The organism is Nonomuraea sp. NPDC059007 (genome assembly GCF_042740555.1).
Taxonomy (GTDB): Bacteria; Actinomycetota; Actinomycetes; order Streptosporangiales; family Streptosporangiaceae; genus Nonomuraea.
In genome coordinates this window covers 122,445-138,810 of sequence record NZ_JBHYJD010000004.1, presented here as the reverse complement: position 1 = coordinate 138,810, position 16,366 = coordinate 122,445, and the positions used below count along the sequence as shown (strand labels likewise).

The window sequence follows — 16,366 nt, the reverse complement described above, 5'->3', positions numbered from 1 at the left end:
GAGACGTGGCACTCATCGATCCGGCAGAAGAGATCAACGAGCTCGCGGGCACGCTCCGGAGCATTCAGGACGTGCTCGACCTCGACGCGATGCGCAAGCAGATCGCGGAGCTGGAGGAGCAGGTCGCCGCGCCGGATCTGTGGGACGACCCCGACCAGGCGCAGAAGGTGACCAGCAAGCTCTCCCACCTTCAGGGCGAGCTCAACCGGGTCGAAGGCCTCAGCCGGCGCCTCGAGGACATCGGCGTCCTCTACGAGCTGGCCGCCGAGGAAGGCGACGAGGACACCAGGACCGAGGCCGACAAGGACCTGGCCGCGCTCCGCACCGACATCGGCGCGATGGAGGTCCGCACGCTGCTGTCGGGCGAGTACGACGCGCGCGAGGCGCTGATCACGATCAACTCCCAGGCCGGCGGCGTCGACGCGGCCGACTGGGCGGAGATGCTGCTGCGCATGTACCTGCGCTGGGCCGAGCGCAAGGGCTACTCCACCGAGGTCTACGAGACCTCCTACGCGGAGGAGGCCGGCATCAAGTCCGCCACCTTCAGCGTCAAGGCCCCCTACGCCTACGGCACGCTCCGCGGCGAGCACGGCACCCACCGGCTGGTCCGCATCAGCCCCTTCGACAACCAGGGCCGGCGCCAGACCTCGTTCGCGGGCGTGGACATCGTCCCCGTGGTGGAGCAGACCGACCACATCGACATCAACGAGGACGAGCTCCGCATCGACGTCTACCGCTCCAGCGGTCCCGGCGGCCAGGGCGTCAACACCACCGACTCGGCGGTGCGCATCACCCACCTGCCGACCGGCATCGTGGTCTCCTGCCAGAACGAGCGCTCCCAGTTGCAGAACCGCGCCACCGCGATGGTCGTGCTGCAGGCCAAGCTGCTGGAGCGCAAGCGGCAGGAGGAGGCGGAGAAGATGTCGGAGCTGCGCGGCGCCACCACCACCTCATGGGGCACGCAGATCCGCAACTACGTCCTGCACCCGTACCAGATCGTGAAGGACCTGCGCACCGGTACCGAGGCGGGCAACCCGACCGCCGTGCTCGACGGCGACCTGGACGGGTTCATCGAGTCGGAGATCCGCTGGATGCGCCGTCAGGAGTCAGGCGCCAACTAGGTGCCGGGCCGCGAGGGCGAAAAAGAGAAGGACGAGCAGCACCAGGACGATCACGGCGGGGGAGAGCCCGCCGAATCCGTGCTGGTGCATCCGGTCGCGGTTGGCGCGGCAAAGTGCGCAGCGGCCCTCGATGACCGGATGGGCGCAGCGCGCGCAGACGAGGTCTTCGCAACTCATGTCAGCCCCAAGTGTAGCCGCACAATCGTTTTGTTTCCGTTATGGACGTTCCATGCCAGTCTTCCCCCTAGACTGTGCTCTGGCCAATCGGAACGTCGATCATCAGTAAAGATGGACGCCCCCGGTGGGCCGCGGCGGGAAGTGGGCATGTGCCACCCTTGCTTCCGTCCTGACCCCTAGACTGGCATGCCGTGATGCTCTCGTGATCCATTTCGATAATGTCACCAAGGTCTACGCGAACCAGAACCGGCCCGCTCTCGACCACGTCTCCGTTGACGTGGACAAGGGCGAGTTCGTGTTCCTCGTCGGTCCCTCTGGCTCAGGCAAGTCCACGTTTCTCCGCCTGATCCTCAAGGAAGAACGGCCCAATTCGGGTGCGATCCATGTCGCCGGCAAGGATCTGGCCCGACTGTCGAACTTCAAGGTGCCGCACCTGCGCCGCCGTATCGGCTGCGTCTTCCAGGACTTCCGCCTGCTCCCGAACAAGAACGTCTACGAGAACGTGGCGTTCGCGCTCGAGGTCATCGGAAAGCCGCGGCGGTTCATCCGCAAGGTGGTCCCGGAAGTCATCGAGCTGGTCGGCCTCGAAGGCAAGGCACACCGCATGCCCGACGAGCTGTCCGGCGGCGAGCAGCAGCGTGTCGCCATGGCCCGCGCTTTCGTCAACCGGCCCATGATCCTGCTGGCCGACGAGCCGACGGGCAACATCGACCCCGCGACGAGCATCGGCATCATGAAGGTGCTCGACCGCATCAACCGGACCGGTACGACGGTCGTGATGGCCACGCACGATGCGGCCATCGTCGACTCCATGCGCAAGAGGGTCGTGGAACTCGAGGACGGCAAGATCGTCCGCGACCAGTCGCGTGGCGTCTACGGCCAGGCGTACTGACAGGGAGTTACAGACACAACATGCGGGCGAACTTCATCTTCTCCGAGGTCTGGATCGGCCTCCGCCGCAACCTGACCATGACCATCGCAGTGATCATCACGGTCGCGGTCGGCATGGCGATGCTGGGTGTCGGCCTGTTGATCAACACCCAGGTCGGCATGATGAAGACCTTCTGGTACGACAAGGTCGAGATCTCGGTCTTCCTGTGCAGCAAGGACTCCGCCATGCCCGCCTGTAAGGGCAAGGGAGCCACGCCGGCCCAGGTCGAGACGCTCAAGGGCGAGATCCAGGGCATCCAGGGCGTCAAAGACGTGATCTTTGAGAACCAGGCGGAGGCCTACAAGAACTTCCAGCAGTCCTTCGGCAGCAACCAGGCGCTCGTCCAGGCCGCCCGTGCCGAGGACATGCCGGAGTCGTTCCGCGTGAAGCTGCACGACCCCGACAATTACCAGCCGGTCATCCAGGCGCTGACCGGGAAGACCGGCGTCGCCCAGGTGATCAACCACAAGGACCTGATCGGCAAGTTCTTCGAGATGCTCGACACCCTGAGATGGGCCGCCGTCATCGTGGCCATCGTCCTGGTGCTCGCCGCCGCCCTGCTGATCGGCAACACCGTCCGGTTGTCGGCCTACAACAGACGCCGGGAAACGGGCATCATGCGGCTGGTCGGGGCCTCGAACCTCTACATCCAGCTGCCCTTCGTCATGGAAGGCGTCATCGCCGGCCTGGTCGGCGGCGTCGTCGCGGCGGTCATGCTGATCGTCACGAAGGTCTTCATCTTCGAGTCTCTGACCAAGTACCTGGGCACCAGCACCGCCCTGGGCTGGGACTCCGTGGCCTCGGTCATCTCGGCCACGATGGCGATCGGCGTGTTCATCTGTGTGCTCGCATCGTTCGTGACGCTCCGCCGATACCTCAGGGTGTAGCGGAACGCCGGTACAGTCGAACCATGCCACGTGAGACCGGGCGGAAGGTCATCGCCCAGAACAAGCGTGCCCGGCACGACTTCCACGTCGAGGACACCTTCGAGGCGGGGCTCGTGCTGCAGGGCACTGAGGTGAAGTCGCTGCGCGAGGGCCGCGCCTCACTCGTCGACGGCTACGCCAGCATCGACGACGGCGAAGCGTGGCTCATGAACGTCCACATCCCCGAGTACGCGCAGGGGACGTGGACCAACCACACCGCCCGCCGTAAGCGCAAGCTGCTCCTGCACCGCAAGGAGATCGACAAGCTGGCCGCCAAGACGAAGGAGGGCGGGCTGACGATCGTGCCGCTGCAGCTCTACTTCAAGGACGGCAAGGCCAAGGTCGAGATCGGCATCGCGCGCGGCAAGAAAGACTGGGACAAGCGGCAGACCCTGGCCGATCAGCAGGCCAAGCGCGAGATGGCCAGGGCCCTACGGCAACGCAACCGATGAGCAGGGCCCGCCGTACCCTCGCCGCGGCCGTCACGCTGACGGCCGCGAGCATGACGCTGACCGGCTGCTTCGAGGAGCCGTCGGCGCACGACGCCGTGCGCGACTTCCTGGTCGGCTGGCAGTCGGAGGACTACGAGCTGGCCGCGAGCCGTGCCGACGGAGACCCGGCCGCCGTCCGCAAGGCGCTCGAAGCCGCCAAGCTCGACCTTGACGCCGCCTCCTTCCGCTTTCGGGTGAAGTCACTCAACCGGCAGGGCGACGCCTCGACCGCCCAGTTCGGCGCCGAGGTGGACCTGGGCGAGAACAGCCCGCTGTGGGAGTACGAGAGCACGCTTCCGCTGCACCTGGTCAACGGCGTGTGGAAAGTGCGCTGGTCGCAGTCGGTGCTGCATCCGCAGCTCAAGGACGGGCAGCGGCTCGCCGTACGCCCGAGCTCCGAGCCCCGCCAGAAGGTCGTCGACCGCACCGGAGAGGCGCTCCAGCGGCCCGGCAGGCTCTACGTCGTCGGCGTGACCCCGTCCGCGCTCGGCGACCAGACCTCCAGCGTCGTCAAGCAGCTGGCCGTGATCACCGGTTTCGCCGAGGACCGCCTGCTGAGCCGGGTACGGTCCTCGCCGCCCGGCGACTTCGTGCAGCTCGCCACGTTCGGCCGGGACCGCTACCTGCAGGTGCAGCAGAAGATCGCGGAGATCCGCCCGAAGGTCCACGTCCAGCCCCAGGACCAGCCGGTCGACCCGGCCCCGCCGCGCGACATCGTCGGCAAGGTCGGCGCGCTCACCCCGGAGACCGAGGTCAAGCTCGGCGGCCCGCAGCGCGCCGGCGACTCGGTCGGCCGCAACGGCCTGCAGAAGGCCTACCAGAACCACCTGACGGGCTCCACGAAGACCCAGGTGATCACTCTCGACCTCGAGACCGGCGAGGACGTCGCCGTGCTGAAGGAGTGGCCGGGCCGCCCCAACGGCCCGGTCCACACCACCCTCGACAGCCTCACCCAGCAGGCCGCCGACGCCGCGGTCAGCACCACGCAGTCCGGCACGCTCGTCGCCGTCAAGGCCTCCACCGGCGAGATCCTCGCGGTGGGCGCCAAGGACATGGGCCAGGTCAAGGACGCCCTCGGCGGCAAGTACCCGGCGGGCACCGCCTTCTCCATCGTGGCCGCCGACGCCCTGCTCAAGGCGGGCGTGAAGCCCAGCCAGCGGCTGCGCTGCCCCGCCGAGCGGACGGTGGGCGGCGCCAGGTTCGTCCTGACCGGCCAGACGCAGCAGCCCGCCGCCACCTTCCAGGAGAGCTTCGCAAGAGGCTGCGTGACCGCCCTCGCCTCGCTGGCCCGCCGGGTCGAACCCGAGCAGCTCAAGCGCAGCGCCGAGGCCTATGGCATCGGCGTCAACTGGCAGCTCCCCCTCAAGGCGTTCACCGGCAAGATGCCCAGCCTGGCCACCGACGCGGAGAAGGCCCAGGCCATCGCCGGCCAGAACGTCGAGGTCAGCCCGCTGTCCATGGCGCTCGTGGCCGCGGCGGTCAAATCCGGCACCTGGCGGCCGCCGTCGCTGGTGACCAGCCCCGACCGCCCCGACCCCGCCGCCGAGCAACTCGCCGTCAAGCCGCCCGCCAGCGTGCCGGTCGATCCCTCCGTCCGCACCGCCCTCACCGCGATGATGAAGGCCGGCGTCGCCAGCTCGCCGGCCGCGCAGGCGGGAGCAGGCAGGGTGTACGGCGTGGCCGCCGCCGTGCCGAGCCAGCAACTTGGCTGGTTTGTCGGCTGGCAGGGGGATGTGGCGGTAGCCGTACTGACCAAGAACTCCGACGCCGCCGCGACGGCGGGTCGCTTCTTCGGAGCGCTCCGTAACCCTGGGTGATTTTCTCGAGACGGTGAGCAACCAATCTGATCCCCTGCTGCGTCTTACTGGATGACTGGGCCCGCTCGGGGGGTTGCGGACTCAGTCACCGTGACGAGACAGGACTTCATCTCGGGGGAAGTCCTGCCGTCCGGACCGGCTCGACCCTGCCGGTCGACCCCGGGGATGCGTGCTGCTGTGCCGCGTCTCCGGGGTTTCGGCATGTCCGGCGGAATATGAGTTGGCGTTGGCGGTGTTGTGGGGAGTATCTTCTTGTTGCTCGGTCGCTTCGGTGGCCGTGTTGACAACAGAACATGGGGGTGACTGGCTTCGACTTCGACTTTGCAAGTCAGGGGAAGCGGGCCGAGGACGGCGGACATAACCTCGTTAACACTGTGACCGCAAACAATAAGTGCCAATAAGAAGCACTCTGAGGTCAGCCAGGGTTCCCTGGCTCTCGCTGCCTAAGTAGCGAAACCTCTGTCAGCCTGAGCACGCCCTCGGCTCAGGACCTGGCATCGTTAGAGGGCTCCACCGCTCGACCCGGCCACGGGGGAGAGCGGGAAATCAAACAGTGGCTGAGCCTGTCGGCGACGCGCCTGCGTGAGCGCCGGGGCTGAGAACACGTTAAGCAGGCTGCGCCCGGAGAAGCCCTGATTTGGGGTTGAAGGACGCGGGTTCGATTCCCGCCACCTCCACAGAAGCATGGTCTTGCCCTCTGCGCCCTTCGGGCGTGGGGGGCAAGGCTGTTTTTGTTTGGGCCCAAGGGCATGGTGCTTCGCTTCGCTCCGCGCGTTCTTCCAGTCGGGGCGGTGCCCCGACCCCTGGAGGGCCTCCCTTCGGTCGGGCGTTCTTTGAGGCCCGCCCGTTGCCCGTCTGGGTGGTTGGGCGGTTGGATCCCGCCCTGGTCATTGGGCCTCGCTTCGCTCGGGCTGTCCTATCAGGCGCGGCTTGCGCCTGGGTAAGCGTTGTGCCAGTGCCGGGTGCTTGTTCGCCAAGGACGGTGATGTCCGTGCCCAGGATGAGCATCTGCCGCGTTCGGACTAGAGCCGGCCGGGCCCACGAGGTCATGGTCGTACATCCACGCCCGGTGCGCGGGCACGAACTGCCGCCACACGCGCGCCCAGTTCAGGCCGTTGTCCGTCATGCCGGGCAGCATGACGATGGTCGGCCCGCCCTCGCCTTCGACCCGGACGTGGATCTTGCACCCCCGGACGGTGATGAAGCGGCCGGGGGCCGGGAAGCGGCGCGTGTCGGCGCGCTCGCTGAGCACCTGATAGGCGGCGCTGACGGCTCCGGCCAGGGCGAGGCCAAGGGCAGGGTCCGGCGACTGGACGAGACCGCGATGGAGCAGCTCGACGCCGACGTCGGCAGGCTCGCCGAGGACTACCTCCGCCGCCCCCTGATCACTACCTTCCGGCGCGTGGCTGGGCTGCGCGCCGACGTCTTCTCCATGCTCGACGAGCGCCACCTGTACCTGGTGGCCGGGAAGCTGTGCGCCCTGCTCGCGCACGCCTCCGCCGACCTGGGGCACCCAGCCGAGGCCGACACGCACGCCCGGACAGCGCTGGTGTGCGCGGAGCTGATCAACGACGGCCCACTGCGCGCCTACACCCGATGGGTGCAGTCCCTCATCGCCTACTGGCGGGGCGACTACCGCAGCGCCGCCGACATCGCCGCCCTGGGCCGCAACCACGCGACGACGGGTACCGCGATGCTGTGATTGACCTCGCAGGAGGCGCGGGCGCTGGCCGCCGCCGGGCTCACGGGCGAGTTCGCCGGGGCCGCCGCCCTCGCCCTGACGTGCCGTGACGCGGTGACCGGCGAACCAGACGTCGAGGCGGGGGTGTTCCGCTTCAATCCCGGCAAGGCCGCCTACTATGCCGCCGAAGCCCATACCGCCGTCGGAGACTTCCCTCGCGCGATGGTCGAGGCGAGGCGACCGAGGCGATCACCCTTCTGGAGGCCGAGGCGGCCCCTTCGCCGGAGCTGATCGCCGCCGCTCGGCTGGACCTGGCGGCGGCGCACATCGCGGCCGGAGACATCGACGGCGCTGCCGACCCCCTGCGTGAGGTCTTGAGAATGGCCCCGCAGCACCGTACGGTGCCGATCATCGGCAGGGTGGTGGCCGCTGTGAAGCGCCTCAACGAATCCGATGCGCCCGTCGCCGCTGAGCTGGCGGCCGAGGCGGAGGTCTTCACCGTGTACCCGGCCGGTCCGGCAGCGCTGCCGTCAGCAGACCCGACTGAAGGATGATCACGTGATTCAAGTATCGGTGTGCGGACCTCGCGCGGCCACCGAAGACGACTTGGCCAACGCCCGCCGGGTCGGTCGGCTACTCGCCCAGCATGGGGCCGCCGTGATCTGCGGCGGGTACACCGGTGTGATGGAGGCGGTCGCGGAGGGCGCGGCCTCGGCCGGTGGGCTGGTGATCGGTGTTCTGTCCGCCGGGACCACAGAGAACGCCAACCCTCATCTCAGCGTCGCGATCCCGACGGGGATGGGGGAAGCGCGCAACGCCATCATCGTGAACTCGGGTGACGCCGTGATCGTGGTCGGCGGGTCCTGGGGCACCTTGTCGGAACTGGCCCTCGCCCGCCGCAGGGACGCCAAGGTCGTGCAGATAGGCGGCTGGAGGATCAGCGCGGCCGATGGCTCGCCCGTTGAAGGAGTGGTTTACGCGGCCACCCCGGAAGAGGTCATCGAGGCGACCGGGCTGTTCTGAACGACGCCCGAACTGTGACCTGCGTCATAGTCGCCGGCACTTCATGATCAAACCGCGTGACCGCCGTCAGCCAGCGGCGTATGCGACACCAGCCCGCACCTCACCGGCGATCACCCGTTGCTCATCTGGACGAAGCAGGGGCTGCACGCGACACGCCGCTTTGGCTTCCGCTTCGACCTGCCGCCCGACTGGCCCGCCTGGAAATCCAGCAGCCGCGCCGACGCCCTCGGGCCACGCATGCTCCTCACACGGCAGCTCCCCGATCACCTGATGTCCCGGCCAGGACGGTACAACCTGACAATCGGCCTGTCTCTGACCGCTCGTACCAGGAGAGGGTTCATCGATCCGGGGACGCCGCGTCGCCGAGCATCGGGTGGTCATGCCCAGCTTGCGTCAAGCGACGGAACCGCGATCCGAGTCGGCCGTACGGGACATAGCCCATACATTCACGCGTCTGCTTTGGATTTTGACTGGTACGACCTTTTCAGTTGGTGTACCCGCTGCTTGGACAGGCCGGTGATTCGTGCTGTGTCGGGCTCCGACCAGCGCGCCGTTAGCTCGGCGACGACTTCTTCTCCCATTTCCAGGCTACGGGCCGCGTGTAGTTCGGCCAGCCTGCGCTCGTCGCGCCAGGCTTTCACCTTGGCTGTCAATTCGCCGGGCAGATCAAGGACGAGCTTGACGGGTGGCGGGTTCTCGGGCCAGGCCCATTCGTGAGCCTCTGCCAACTCCCGCTCCAACTGGGTCAGATTGCTGGCCACGGCCACGCCGCGCACTCGTTTTGAGTGGTCTCGGGCGGTCCAGCCGCCCTCTTCGAAAGTGACCGTGTAGGTGATGGGCTCAGTCATGATGGTTCTCCAAGTCTTCGATGGCGGCTCGCAGATCTACCAGTGCCTCAAGGTACGCGGCCGGTCGAGCGTCTGGGTTCGCCGGAACGTAGACCATTGCCGACCGCTTGCCACGTCTGATGACCACCACGGCACAGGTCTCGCGTTTGTTGTGGAACAACCAATCAGCGGTTGCCCCGGCGGCTGCGACGATGGCGTTGACCTCGGCCGTAGCGCGGAAGTGTGGGGACATTCTCGCTCATGATCTTGTGAGTCTAGCCTACTAGGAACGAACGTTCCTAGTAAAGTGGGAAGTCGACCTTTTCGATCATCTGCCGCAGCTCTGGCACCTGAAGCGCTGGGTTCGAGTAGATGGTGCTCCGCTTCGCTCCGCGAGTTCTTCCAGTCGGGGTGCGAACCCGACCCCTATTGGGCTTCGCGGCCCACCCCGCTGCCCGGCTATGTGGCTGGGCCCGCCTTTCACCAGCGAAAGCTGCCTGGATGCGGGCCGGTGTCGGCCTAGTGCGTGAGAGGTCTCTCATGGTGGTGCCAGCGGCGTCTCATCGGTCGCCGGAAGGCTGCTGGTGGTGGACAAAAGACGAGGAGACCGGACATGGGCAAGATCAAGCTGGTTCTGATGGGTTCGGTGCTCGGGATGGGGCTGGGGGCGGCGGCGCTGGCCGTACCCGCGCTGGCGGAGGAGCGGACGTGCCGTGGCTCGATTGGGGCGAGCACGCTCGACAACGTACGGGTGCCGCAGGGCGCGACGTGCACGCTGACCGGTACGCGGGTGAAGGGCACGGTCAAGGTGGAGCGGAACGCGGTGCTCGTGGCGCGCGGGGTGCACGTGATCGGCAACGTCCAGGCCGAAGGCGCGCGGGCCGTCACCGTCACCGGGGGTTCCAAGGTGGGCGGGAGCGTACAGGTCAAGCAGGGCGGGGCGGCGACGGTCCGTTCGTCGCGGGTCACCGGTGACATCCAGTACGACGCCAACAGGGGCCGGCTCCAGGCGGCCGGCAACCGGGTCGGCGGGAGCATCCAGATCGTCGGCAACCGCGGGCGGGCGCTGGTGGAGCGCAACACGGTCAAGGGCAATCTGCAGTGCAAGGAGAACAGCCCGGCGCCGAAGGGCGGCGGCAACGTGGTCGGCGGCAACAAGGAGGACCAGTGCCGCCGCCTCTGACCACGTGACCGCCTAGCCGCGGCGGGCGCGGGTAGTGACCGGCTGGTCGCGACCACATGGGCCGCGACCATAGGCGATGGGCTACTTTCCGGTGGTCAGTGGGAGTTTGATCGAGGTGCCGCCCAGTTCGACGGTGACCTTGGCGCCGGTGCCGGGTTCGGCGTCGTCGCCGCCGCCGGTGCCGCTCGGGTCGAGGTTGAAGTCGTCGTTGCTTCCGGTCAGGATCAGGCCGAGCCGGTGTCCTGCCTTGAACTCGTAGTCCTGCGGTTGCAGCTTCCAGGTGATCCGGTACGCCCTGCCGGGCACCAGCGGCGTCGAGTGGCTCAGTGACCTGTGGTTCTGCGCGTCGATGATTCCGCGGCTGACGACGTTGAAGGCGGTGGGCGCCGTGTTGTCGGCGGCCCTCAGGTAGCAGGCGTCGTCATCGTTCGTGCTCGCGCCGACGCAGTCTTCGCCGCCGATGAACTTGAGCCCCTCCCCGCGGTCCGGGCCTGCTTCGCGGTGGTTGATGCGGGTGTCGGTGCCGTAGTCGACGAGCAGGACGCCGAGGTTGGCGGCCGGCTTGTCCAGCTTGACCCGCATGCTCACCGACGGAGTTCCGGACAGCCGCGTGGCGGCCTTCAGCGGCGGGGTCAGGAAGGCCAGGCGGTTGGGGTTGGTGGTGGCGGGGGTCTCGGACATCGCGGTCTCGGTCCTGGCGACGTCGACGTAGCTGCCGGTGCCGGTGGACGGTGTCGTGGCCAGCGAGCCGTCCTGCTGCGGGCGCAGGGTGACGGTCCTGGACGGTGCGGGCCAGGCGGCCTCGGTGAGCCAGCGGCCGGGGCCGTGCTGCACGTCGATGCGGGGCCGGCGCATGATGTCGTTGTCGATGCCCATCAGCTCGTGGTCGAACCACTTGTGCAGGGTGTCGACCCATACGTCGCGGCGTGCCCAGAAGGGGTCGAGGTGACCGTACTGTGTCACCCACGCCTTGCGTTCCACGGTACGCGGCAGCTTGGCCCACCATTCGGAGAAGTGGCTGCCCACCACGTTCCGGTCCTGGAAGCCCATCACCGCGAAGACGCTGGCGCGCACGTTGCTCGCCTTGAACAGCGGTCCGTCGCGATAGTCGCGCTCGTGCCAGAACGCGTTGTAGTCGCCGGTGCCGTCGTCGGAGTCCTCCTGCATCTTCTGGCGGATGGCCCCGCACTTCTCGTCCGGGTCCTTGTCGACCCGTTTGGACTGCCAGGCCGTCCCGCCCTTGAACCAGGTGAGGGTGCCGTTCGCGCGCCACATCTCGTAGCCTCTGCTGAACGACGCCAGCGGCACGATCGTCTCCAGGCCCCGCACGCCGGTGCCGGCGATGCCGACGGCGAGTGATCCCTCGTAGGAGTGACCGATCATCCCGGTACGCCCGGTGGTCCAGGTCGCCTTGACCGGGGCGCCCTTGGCGTCGAAGGCGGTCGCGCGGCCGTTGAGCCAGTCGACGACCGCCTTGCCGCCCAGCACGTCCGACGGGCCATAGGAGGTCGGGCAGCCTTCCGACAGCCTGGTGCCGATCATGTCGACGGACACGAACGCGTAGCCGCGGGGCACGAAGTAGTTGTCGTAATACATGGGGAACTTCGTCACGTTCCCCTCAGCGTCGTACTTCTTCTTCTCGATCTCGAAGCCGACGCCGGGCTCGTCGTAGTACGGGCTTTCCTGCATGATCACCGGGACCTTGAGCCCGGAATCGGACTCCTTCGGCCGGATGATGTCGACCCGGACCAGGTCCTTCTTGCCGTCACCGTCGCTGTCGACGGTCGACTCGACGCGGACGTGCTCACGGATGGCGTCTTCGTAGGAGAAGGTGGGCTGGGTGAGGTTGTCTGAGACCTCAATCGTCGGGGCCACGAGTGCGCTCGCGAGTGCCGCGATCACTGTGTACTTCATGGCGCCAACGGTCGCGGACGGCCCTGACACCGGACCGTCGCGCCGCTGACACGCTCAGGCCGGTGGTTCCAGCATGGGGACGAGGAACCGGCGGGCCACCGCGGCCAGCTGTTCGTCGTCGTCCAGGTCGATGATCGCGCTGGGGATGGTCAGGAAAGAGGTGGAGATGCGCACCATCATCTCGGCCACGAGGTCGACGTCGAGGCGGCCCGAGACGTTGCCCGCGCGTTGCTCGCTGCGGAGCTGGCCGGCGACGAAATGCCGGACCGTGGCCAGGGTCTGACCGCCGTCGGCCGTCATGGAGGGGACCAGGAGGTCCGGTTCCGTGGCGATGAGGCCGCCGATCAGCGGGTTGCCGCGAATGGCGCGCAACGAGCTGACGAAGCCCAGAACCACCCGGTCGGCGGCGGTGCCGGCTTGCTCGATGTCGATGAGGAACCGGTCGAAGTAGCGGCGGAACTCCCGGCGTACCACGTGTTCGACCAGCGTGTCCTTGCCGTCGAAGCGCCGGTAGACCGTGATCCGCGACACCTTCGCCAGGCGGGCGACGTCCTCCATGGTGGAGCGCCTGATGCCCATCCGGCAGAACTGCTCGTACGCCGCGTCGAGGATGCGCGTCCGTAGCTCGTCGGTGTCGTCGACGCGCTCGACGGCGTCGACGTAGGCGCGCTCCAGCAATCCGGACAGCACGGATTCCACGACCACCTCCTGTAGGGGATTCTGCCTCAACCGCGGTCTTGTGATGCTCGTCACCCTGTGCTCTGATGATGATACACGGATGCAAGGGTTGTTTCTTCGTATCATCCCTTTCTCGCATGCCCTGAAAGGAGTGCGAGCATGGCAGAGTTGAGCAGGCGCGAGGCACTGATCTCGGGCGCCGCACTGGGAGCGCTCGGCGCGTTAGGGGTGTCCGCCCCGGCGCAGGCGGACTCCCTGGCCGGCGACTGGACCTGGCCCGCCAGCGGTTCGATCGCGGGCTCCGGCACCGGCGCCGACCCCCGCTGGGTGTGGGACGAGGTGGCCGATCCGCTGCTCGCCTCACTGTTCGAGCGCGGTGCCATCCCCGAGGTCAACCGGCTGCTGTACGACTGGAACCGCAACGACCAGCCGCTGCCCGCAGGACTGCCGGAGGATCTGCGGGCCTTCATCGAGCAGGCGCGTCAACTCCCGTCGTGGGCCGACCCCGCCAAGCTGGACGCCGGGGCGCGCTTCCACGCGCTCAAGGGGAACTACATCGTCGTCCTCACGATCGTCGGCGCCGGGATGCTGGCCACCGCCATCCCCAAGGAGGCCCGCGCGGTCTACTACTCCGCGGGCGGCGCGGATCTGAAGGACCGGATCGCCAAGACGAACATCCTGGCCTACGCGGTCCGGCCCCAGAACGCCTGGGGCGCCGGCGGCACGGCCGTGGTCGAGGCGGTGAAGACCCGGCTGGTGCACGCGGCGGTACGGCACCTGCTGAAGTCGTCCCCCCACTGGTCGGGCCCCATCCCGATCAGCCAGGAGGACATGCTCGTCACGTGGCACACCCTGGCGACGTACTCCATGCGCGGCCTGCGGGAGTGGAAGGTGCGCATGTCCGCCACCGAGGTCGAGGGATACCTGCACTCGGTGCAGATGCTGGGGCACATGCTCGGCATCAGGGACGAGTTCCTCCCCGCCACCTGGGAAACCTCCTACACCCAGTCGGACCTGGTCCTGCCCAGGAACATGGGGCCGACCCGGGAGGGAGTGGAGCTCAACGCCATCCTGCGGGACATGCTCGCGGAGCTGACCAGCCCGGGAGGCATCGACAAGCCGCTGGTCAACGCGTTCTCCAGATACCTCACCGGCAACCAGGTCGCCGACTGGAACGGCATCCGCCGCGAGCCGCTGTGGGACCCGGTGGTCAAGACCGCCTGGCCGCTGCTGGTGCGCTTCCGGGAGGGACTGATCGGGCTGCCGCTGGTGCCCGCAGCCGCCTGGCTCCTCGACGAGATGGTCAAGAAGTGGACCACGTACTACCTCACCCGCGGCGCGCAGACCAAGATCGTGATCCCGACGGGCAACCGGCCCGGCTAGGGGCGCGCTTCTTCGGGATACCCGGGCAGCTCTCGCAGCGCGGGTGAGGTCTCCCAGCTCGTCACTTCATGAGAGGCGTGCGCCACGAACTGGGCGAGCAGCAGCCGGCTGTTCTCCAGCTTCGCCTGGAACTCCGGCCGTGACAGGCCGGGACGGATCTCGTCGATCGCGTCGAGGGCATCCTGGGCGCTGGCCGTCACGTCGTTCTCGCCGGCGACGATCTGCGCACGGAAGAGGGCGTGCAGCGCGACTCCCTGGGCCTGGTCGCTTGCGGCTCGCGCCTCGTGGTAGGCGGATCCTCCGGAATCGTCCTGCCGTCTGTACCACCGCGTGGTCCGTGCCTGCCGGAGGGTGGTCGCCGCCGCGGCGAAGGCGCCGTAGGCCTCGATCCGCTCCTGTCTGAGCTGGGAGCTTCTGAGCCGCTTATCACCATGATCGGACGCCCGTCGTTGTAACCAGTACGTGACGATGGAACCCAGCAGAGTTCCCACAACGGCAACGGCTCCGGCCAGCACGGTCTCCATGGCCTCATACGATCACATCCACCGCCCTCGAACGCCGCGTACGGGCCGTCTTGTGGCTTGATCGTGAAAAGCGATGATTTCCGATTAAGTCAATCGCTCAAGGCTATGGTGGTACGCGTGTCCGACATCGAGTTGCGCCACCTGGCGGCGATGGCCGCCATCGCCGAGGAGGGTTCGTTCGGCCGGGCGGCCGCCCGGCTCGGCTACACCCAGTCAACGGTGAGCCAGCAGGTCGCGGCGCTGGAGAAGGCCGTCGGCGGCCTGGTGTTCGACCGGCCGGGCGGTCCCAAGCCCGTCCGCCTCACCCCGCTCGGCTCCGTGGTCCTCGGCCACGCTCGCGACCTGCTGGCTAAGGCCGGCGCGCTGAACGACGCCGTGGAAAGGTTCAAGGCGGGCGATGGCCGGATCGACATCGGCACGTTCCAGAGCGTGTCCAACGTGATCCTCCCCTCGGTGGTACGGCGGCTGCGTGCCGAGCACCCCGGCTGCGACATCAGACTGTCCGAGGAGGAGCCGGACCAGCCGCGGATCGGCGACCTCGACCTGCTGTTCTACGACGGGGTCATCGACGGCGACAGCGATCACCTCAAGCTGCTCGACGATCCGTACCTGCTGGTGGCGGGGGCCGGCGCCTTCCCCGACGGGCCGGTCGCGCTGGAGCGGCTCGACGGTGTCCCGATGGTGGCCTGGCCGCTGACCTGCGACCAGCCCTTGATGGAACAGGCCCTGGCCCGCGGCGGCGCCCGCCCGCAGTTCGTGTTCCGCAGCGCGGTCAACGACACCTTGTTGTCGATGGTGCGAGCGGGTCTGGGTTCGGCGGTGCTGCCGTGGCTCGCCATCCGCGGGGCCGGCGTCTCCTCCGACGACCGGCTCCGCGTCCACGAACTGCGGCCCTCCCCGCCGCCGCGGGAGATCTACCTGCACTGGCGGGCCGGCCGTACCCACTCACCGCTCGCTGGTCGAGCCATCGAGATCGCGGCCGAGGTCGCGGCCGAACTCGCGCCGCCGGCCAGTGCTTGACGCGTGCGGAACCGGGGCCGGGGTGAAGTGGACGGCGATGAGGAGGTTGGGGACCCAGCACAGCCAGGCGATCGCCACGTAGGCCGTGGTGAAGTCGAGGGTGATGAGCTCGGCCGAGGCCAGCCCGCCGTACCCGAGGAGCATGAGGCGCAGCGTGACGGCGGAGAAGGTGAGGGCGAAGCTGCGGATCATCCAGCGGCGGTGGTCGGCCACGCGGCCGGTGAGGATCATGCGGAGGCCGATGGCGCCGGTCACCAGCCAGCTGACGGCCAGGCCGGCGAAGCCGAGGCCGGCGATCGGGCCGCCGTGGGCGGTGGGGGCCAGGAGGAGTCCGCCGATTCCGCCGGCCAGGCAGCCCAGGAGGTAGAGGACGCCGATGGCGCGGTGGAGGCGGGGCAGGCGGCGCCGTATCGCTCCCACGAACTGCAGGGGCCCGATCGCAAGGGCGACGATCGCACCGGAGATGTGCAGTCCGAGGGCAAGGACACGTTCGGTGTAGATCTCGCGTTGCTGCGGGAAGTACACGGCCGGGTCGAAGGTCAGGTATTTCGCGGCGATGAAGACGATGAACAAGGAGAGCACAGTCATGAGGGCCCAACCGGCCCGGCTGATCCGCATGCGCACAGCATGATCCGGGAGAGATCGGCCGGGCATCGGGTGCGCCCCTGAG

18 protein-coding genes and 1 other RNA gene are annotated in these 16,366 nt (G+C 68.0%); 13 read left to right on the top strand and 6 right to left on the bottom strand.

Features of this window, described 5'->3' with window-relative positions:
- The first annotated feature begins 5 nt into the window (after positions 1 to 5).
- Entirely contained in the window at positions 6 to 1,121 is a 1,116-nt protein-coding gene (gene prfB / locus ACFWY5_RS08000) for a peptide chain release factor 2 (protein ID WP_379630890.1), read from the top strand.
- Here the strand turns inward: prfB and ACFWY5_RS07995 are convergent.
- Complete coding sequence (locus ACFWY5_RS07995; protein ID WP_379609814.1) at positions 1,107 to 1,298, bottom strand: hypothetical protein; 192 nt, start codon at positions 1,296 to 1,298, stop codon at positions 1,107 to 1,109. The genes prfB and ACFWY5_RS07995 overlap by 15 nt on opposite strands.
- A gap of 202 nt (positions 1,299 to 1,500) precedes the next feature.
- Here ACFWY5_RS07995 and ftsE point away from each other — a divergent pair, with 202 nt between their 5' ends.
- From ftsE to ACFWY5_RS07950, 9 genes are all read left to right on the top strand, one after another.
- Entirely contained in the window at positions 1,501 to 2,190 is a 690-nt protein-coding gene (gene ftsE / locus ACFWY5_RS07990) for a cell division ATP-binding protein FtsE (protein WP_091079803.1), read from the top strand.
- Between the two features lie 20 nt (positions 2,191 to 2,210).
- The gene (gene ftsX, locus ACFWY5_RS07985) at positions 2,211 to 3,116 is read left to right on the top strand and encodes a permease-like cell division protein FtsX (protein ID WP_379609813.1); all 906 of its coding nucleotides are present in this window, start codon (positions 2,211 to 2,213) and stop codon (positions 3,114 to 3,116) included.
- Positions 3,117 to 3,139: 23 nt separating this feature from the next.
- On the top strand, positions 3,140 to 3,607 hold the full coding sequence (gene smpB / locus ACFWY5_RS07980; protein WP_379609812.1) for an SsrA-binding protein SmpB: 468 nt from the start codon (positions 3,140 to 3,142) through the stop codon (positions 3,605 to 3,607).
- Positions 3,604 to 5,463: a penicillin-binding transpeptidase domain-containing protein gene (locus tag ACFWY5_RS07975; protein ID WP_379630889.1), complete on the top strand. Its 1,860-nt coding sequence runs from the start codon at positions 3,604 to 3,606 to the stop codon at positions 5,461 to 5,463. The genes smpB and ACFWY5_RS07975 overlap by 4 nt, the downstream gene beginning before the upstream one ends.
- Before the next feature lie 295 nt (positions 5,464 to 5,758).
- Positions 5,759 to 6,143: a transfer-messenger RNA gene (gene ssrA / locus ACFWY5_RS07970) on the top strand.
- 494 nt (positions 6,144 to 6,637) lie between these two features.
- Positions 6,638 to 7,165, top strand: a complete 528-nt coding sequence (locus tag ACFWY5_RS07965) for a hypothetical protein (RefSeq protein ID WP_379630888.1) — start codon at positions 6,638 to 6,640, stop codon at positions 7,163 to 7,165.
- Positions 7,166 to 7,435: a hypothetical protein gene (locus ACFWY5_RS07960; protein ID WP_379630887.1), complete on the top strand. Its 270-nt coding sequence runs from the start codon at positions 7,166 to 7,168 to the stop codon at positions 7,433 to 7,435.
- Positions 7,436 to 7,545: 110 nt separating this feature from the next.
- Positions 7,546 to 7,698, top strand: coding sequence for a hypothetical protein (locus ACFWY5_RS07955; RefSeq protein WP_379630886.1), 153 nt, complete (start codon positions 7,546 to 7,548; stop codon positions 7,696 to 7,698).
- 4 nt (positions 7,699 to 7,702) lie between these two features.
- Positions 7,703 to 8,167 (top strand): TIGR00725 family protein, encoded by a 465-nt coding sequence (locus tag ACFWY5_RS07950; RefSeq protein WP_379630885.1) that lies wholly within the window; start codon positions 7,703 to 7,705, stop codon positions 8,165 to 8,167.
- A 446-nt stretch (positions 8,168 to 8,613) separates the two neighbouring features.
- Here ACFWY5_RS07950 and ACFWY5_RS07945 read toward each other — a convergent pair whose 3' ends face one another.
- Complete coding sequence (locus ACFWY5_RS07945) at positions 8,614 to 9,015, bottom strand: hypothetical protein (RefSeq protein ID WP_379630884.1); 402 nt, start codon at positions 9,013 to 9,015, stop codon at positions 8,614 to 8,616.
- Positions 9,016 to 9,607: 592 nt separating this feature from the next.
- Between ACFWY5_RS07945 and ACFWY5_RS07940 the strand changes: the two genes are divergently transcribed.
- Complete coding sequence (locus ACFWY5_RS07940) at positions 9,608 to 10,177, top strand: hypothetical protein (protein WP_379609789.1); 570 nt, start codon at positions 9,608 to 9,610, stop codon at positions 10,175 to 10,177.
- Between the two features lie 81 nt (positions 10,178 to 10,258).
- Here ACFWY5_RS07940 and ACFWY5_RS07935 read toward each other — a convergent pair whose 3' ends face one another.
- Positions 10,259 to 12,091 (bottom strand): CocE/NonD family hydrolase, encoded by a 1,833-nt coding sequence (locus ACFWY5_RS07935; protein WP_379630883.1) that lies wholly within the window; start codon positions 12,089 to 12,091, stop codon positions 10,259 to 10,261.
- A 54-nt stretch (positions 12,092 to 12,145) separates the two neighbouring features.
- Positions 12,146 to 12,790: a TetR/AcrR family transcriptional regulator gene (locus ACFWY5_RS07930; RefSeq protein WP_379630882.1), complete on the bottom strand. Its 645-nt coding sequence runs from the start codon at positions 12,788 to 12,790 to the stop codon at positions 12,146 to 12,148.
- Between the two features lie 138 nt (positions 12,791 to 12,928).
- Between ACFWY5_RS07930 and ACFWY5_RS07925 the strand changes: the two genes are divergently transcribed.
- Entirely contained in the window at positions 12,929 to 14,152 is a 1,224-nt protein-coding gene (locus ACFWY5_RS07925) for an oxygenase MpaB family protein (RefSeq protein WP_379609786.1), read from the top strand.
- Here the strand turns inward: ACFWY5_RS07925 and ACFWY5_RS07920 are convergent.
- Positions 14,149 to 14,676, bottom strand: a complete 528-nt coding sequence (locus tag ACFWY5_RS07920) for a hypothetical protein (RefSeq protein WP_379630881.1) — start codon at positions 14,674 to 14,676, stop codon at positions 14,149 to 14,151. The genes ACFWY5_RS07925 and ACFWY5_RS07920 overlap by 4 nt on opposite strands.
- 117 nt (positions 14,677 to 14,793) lie before the next feature.
- Here ACFWY5_RS07920 and ACFWY5_RS07915 point away from each other — a divergent pair, with 117 nt between their 5' ends.
- Complete coding sequence (locus tag ACFWY5_RS07915) at positions 14,794 to 15,696, top strand: LysR family transcriptional regulator (protein ID WP_379609784.1); 903 nt, start codon at positions 14,794 to 14,796, stop codon at positions 15,694 to 15,696.
- Here ACFWY5_RS07915 and ACFWY5_RS07910 read toward each other — a convergent pair.
- Complete coding sequence (locus ACFWY5_RS07910; RefSeq protein WP_379609783.1) at positions 15,622 to 16,284, bottom strand: DUF2306 domain-containing protein; 663 nt, start codon at positions 16,282 to 16,284, stop codon at positions 15,622 to 15,624. The two genes, ACFWY5_RS07915 and ACFWY5_RS07910, sit on opposite strands and share 75 nt — an antisense overlap.
- Positions 16,285 to 16,366: the final 82 nt, after the last annotated feature.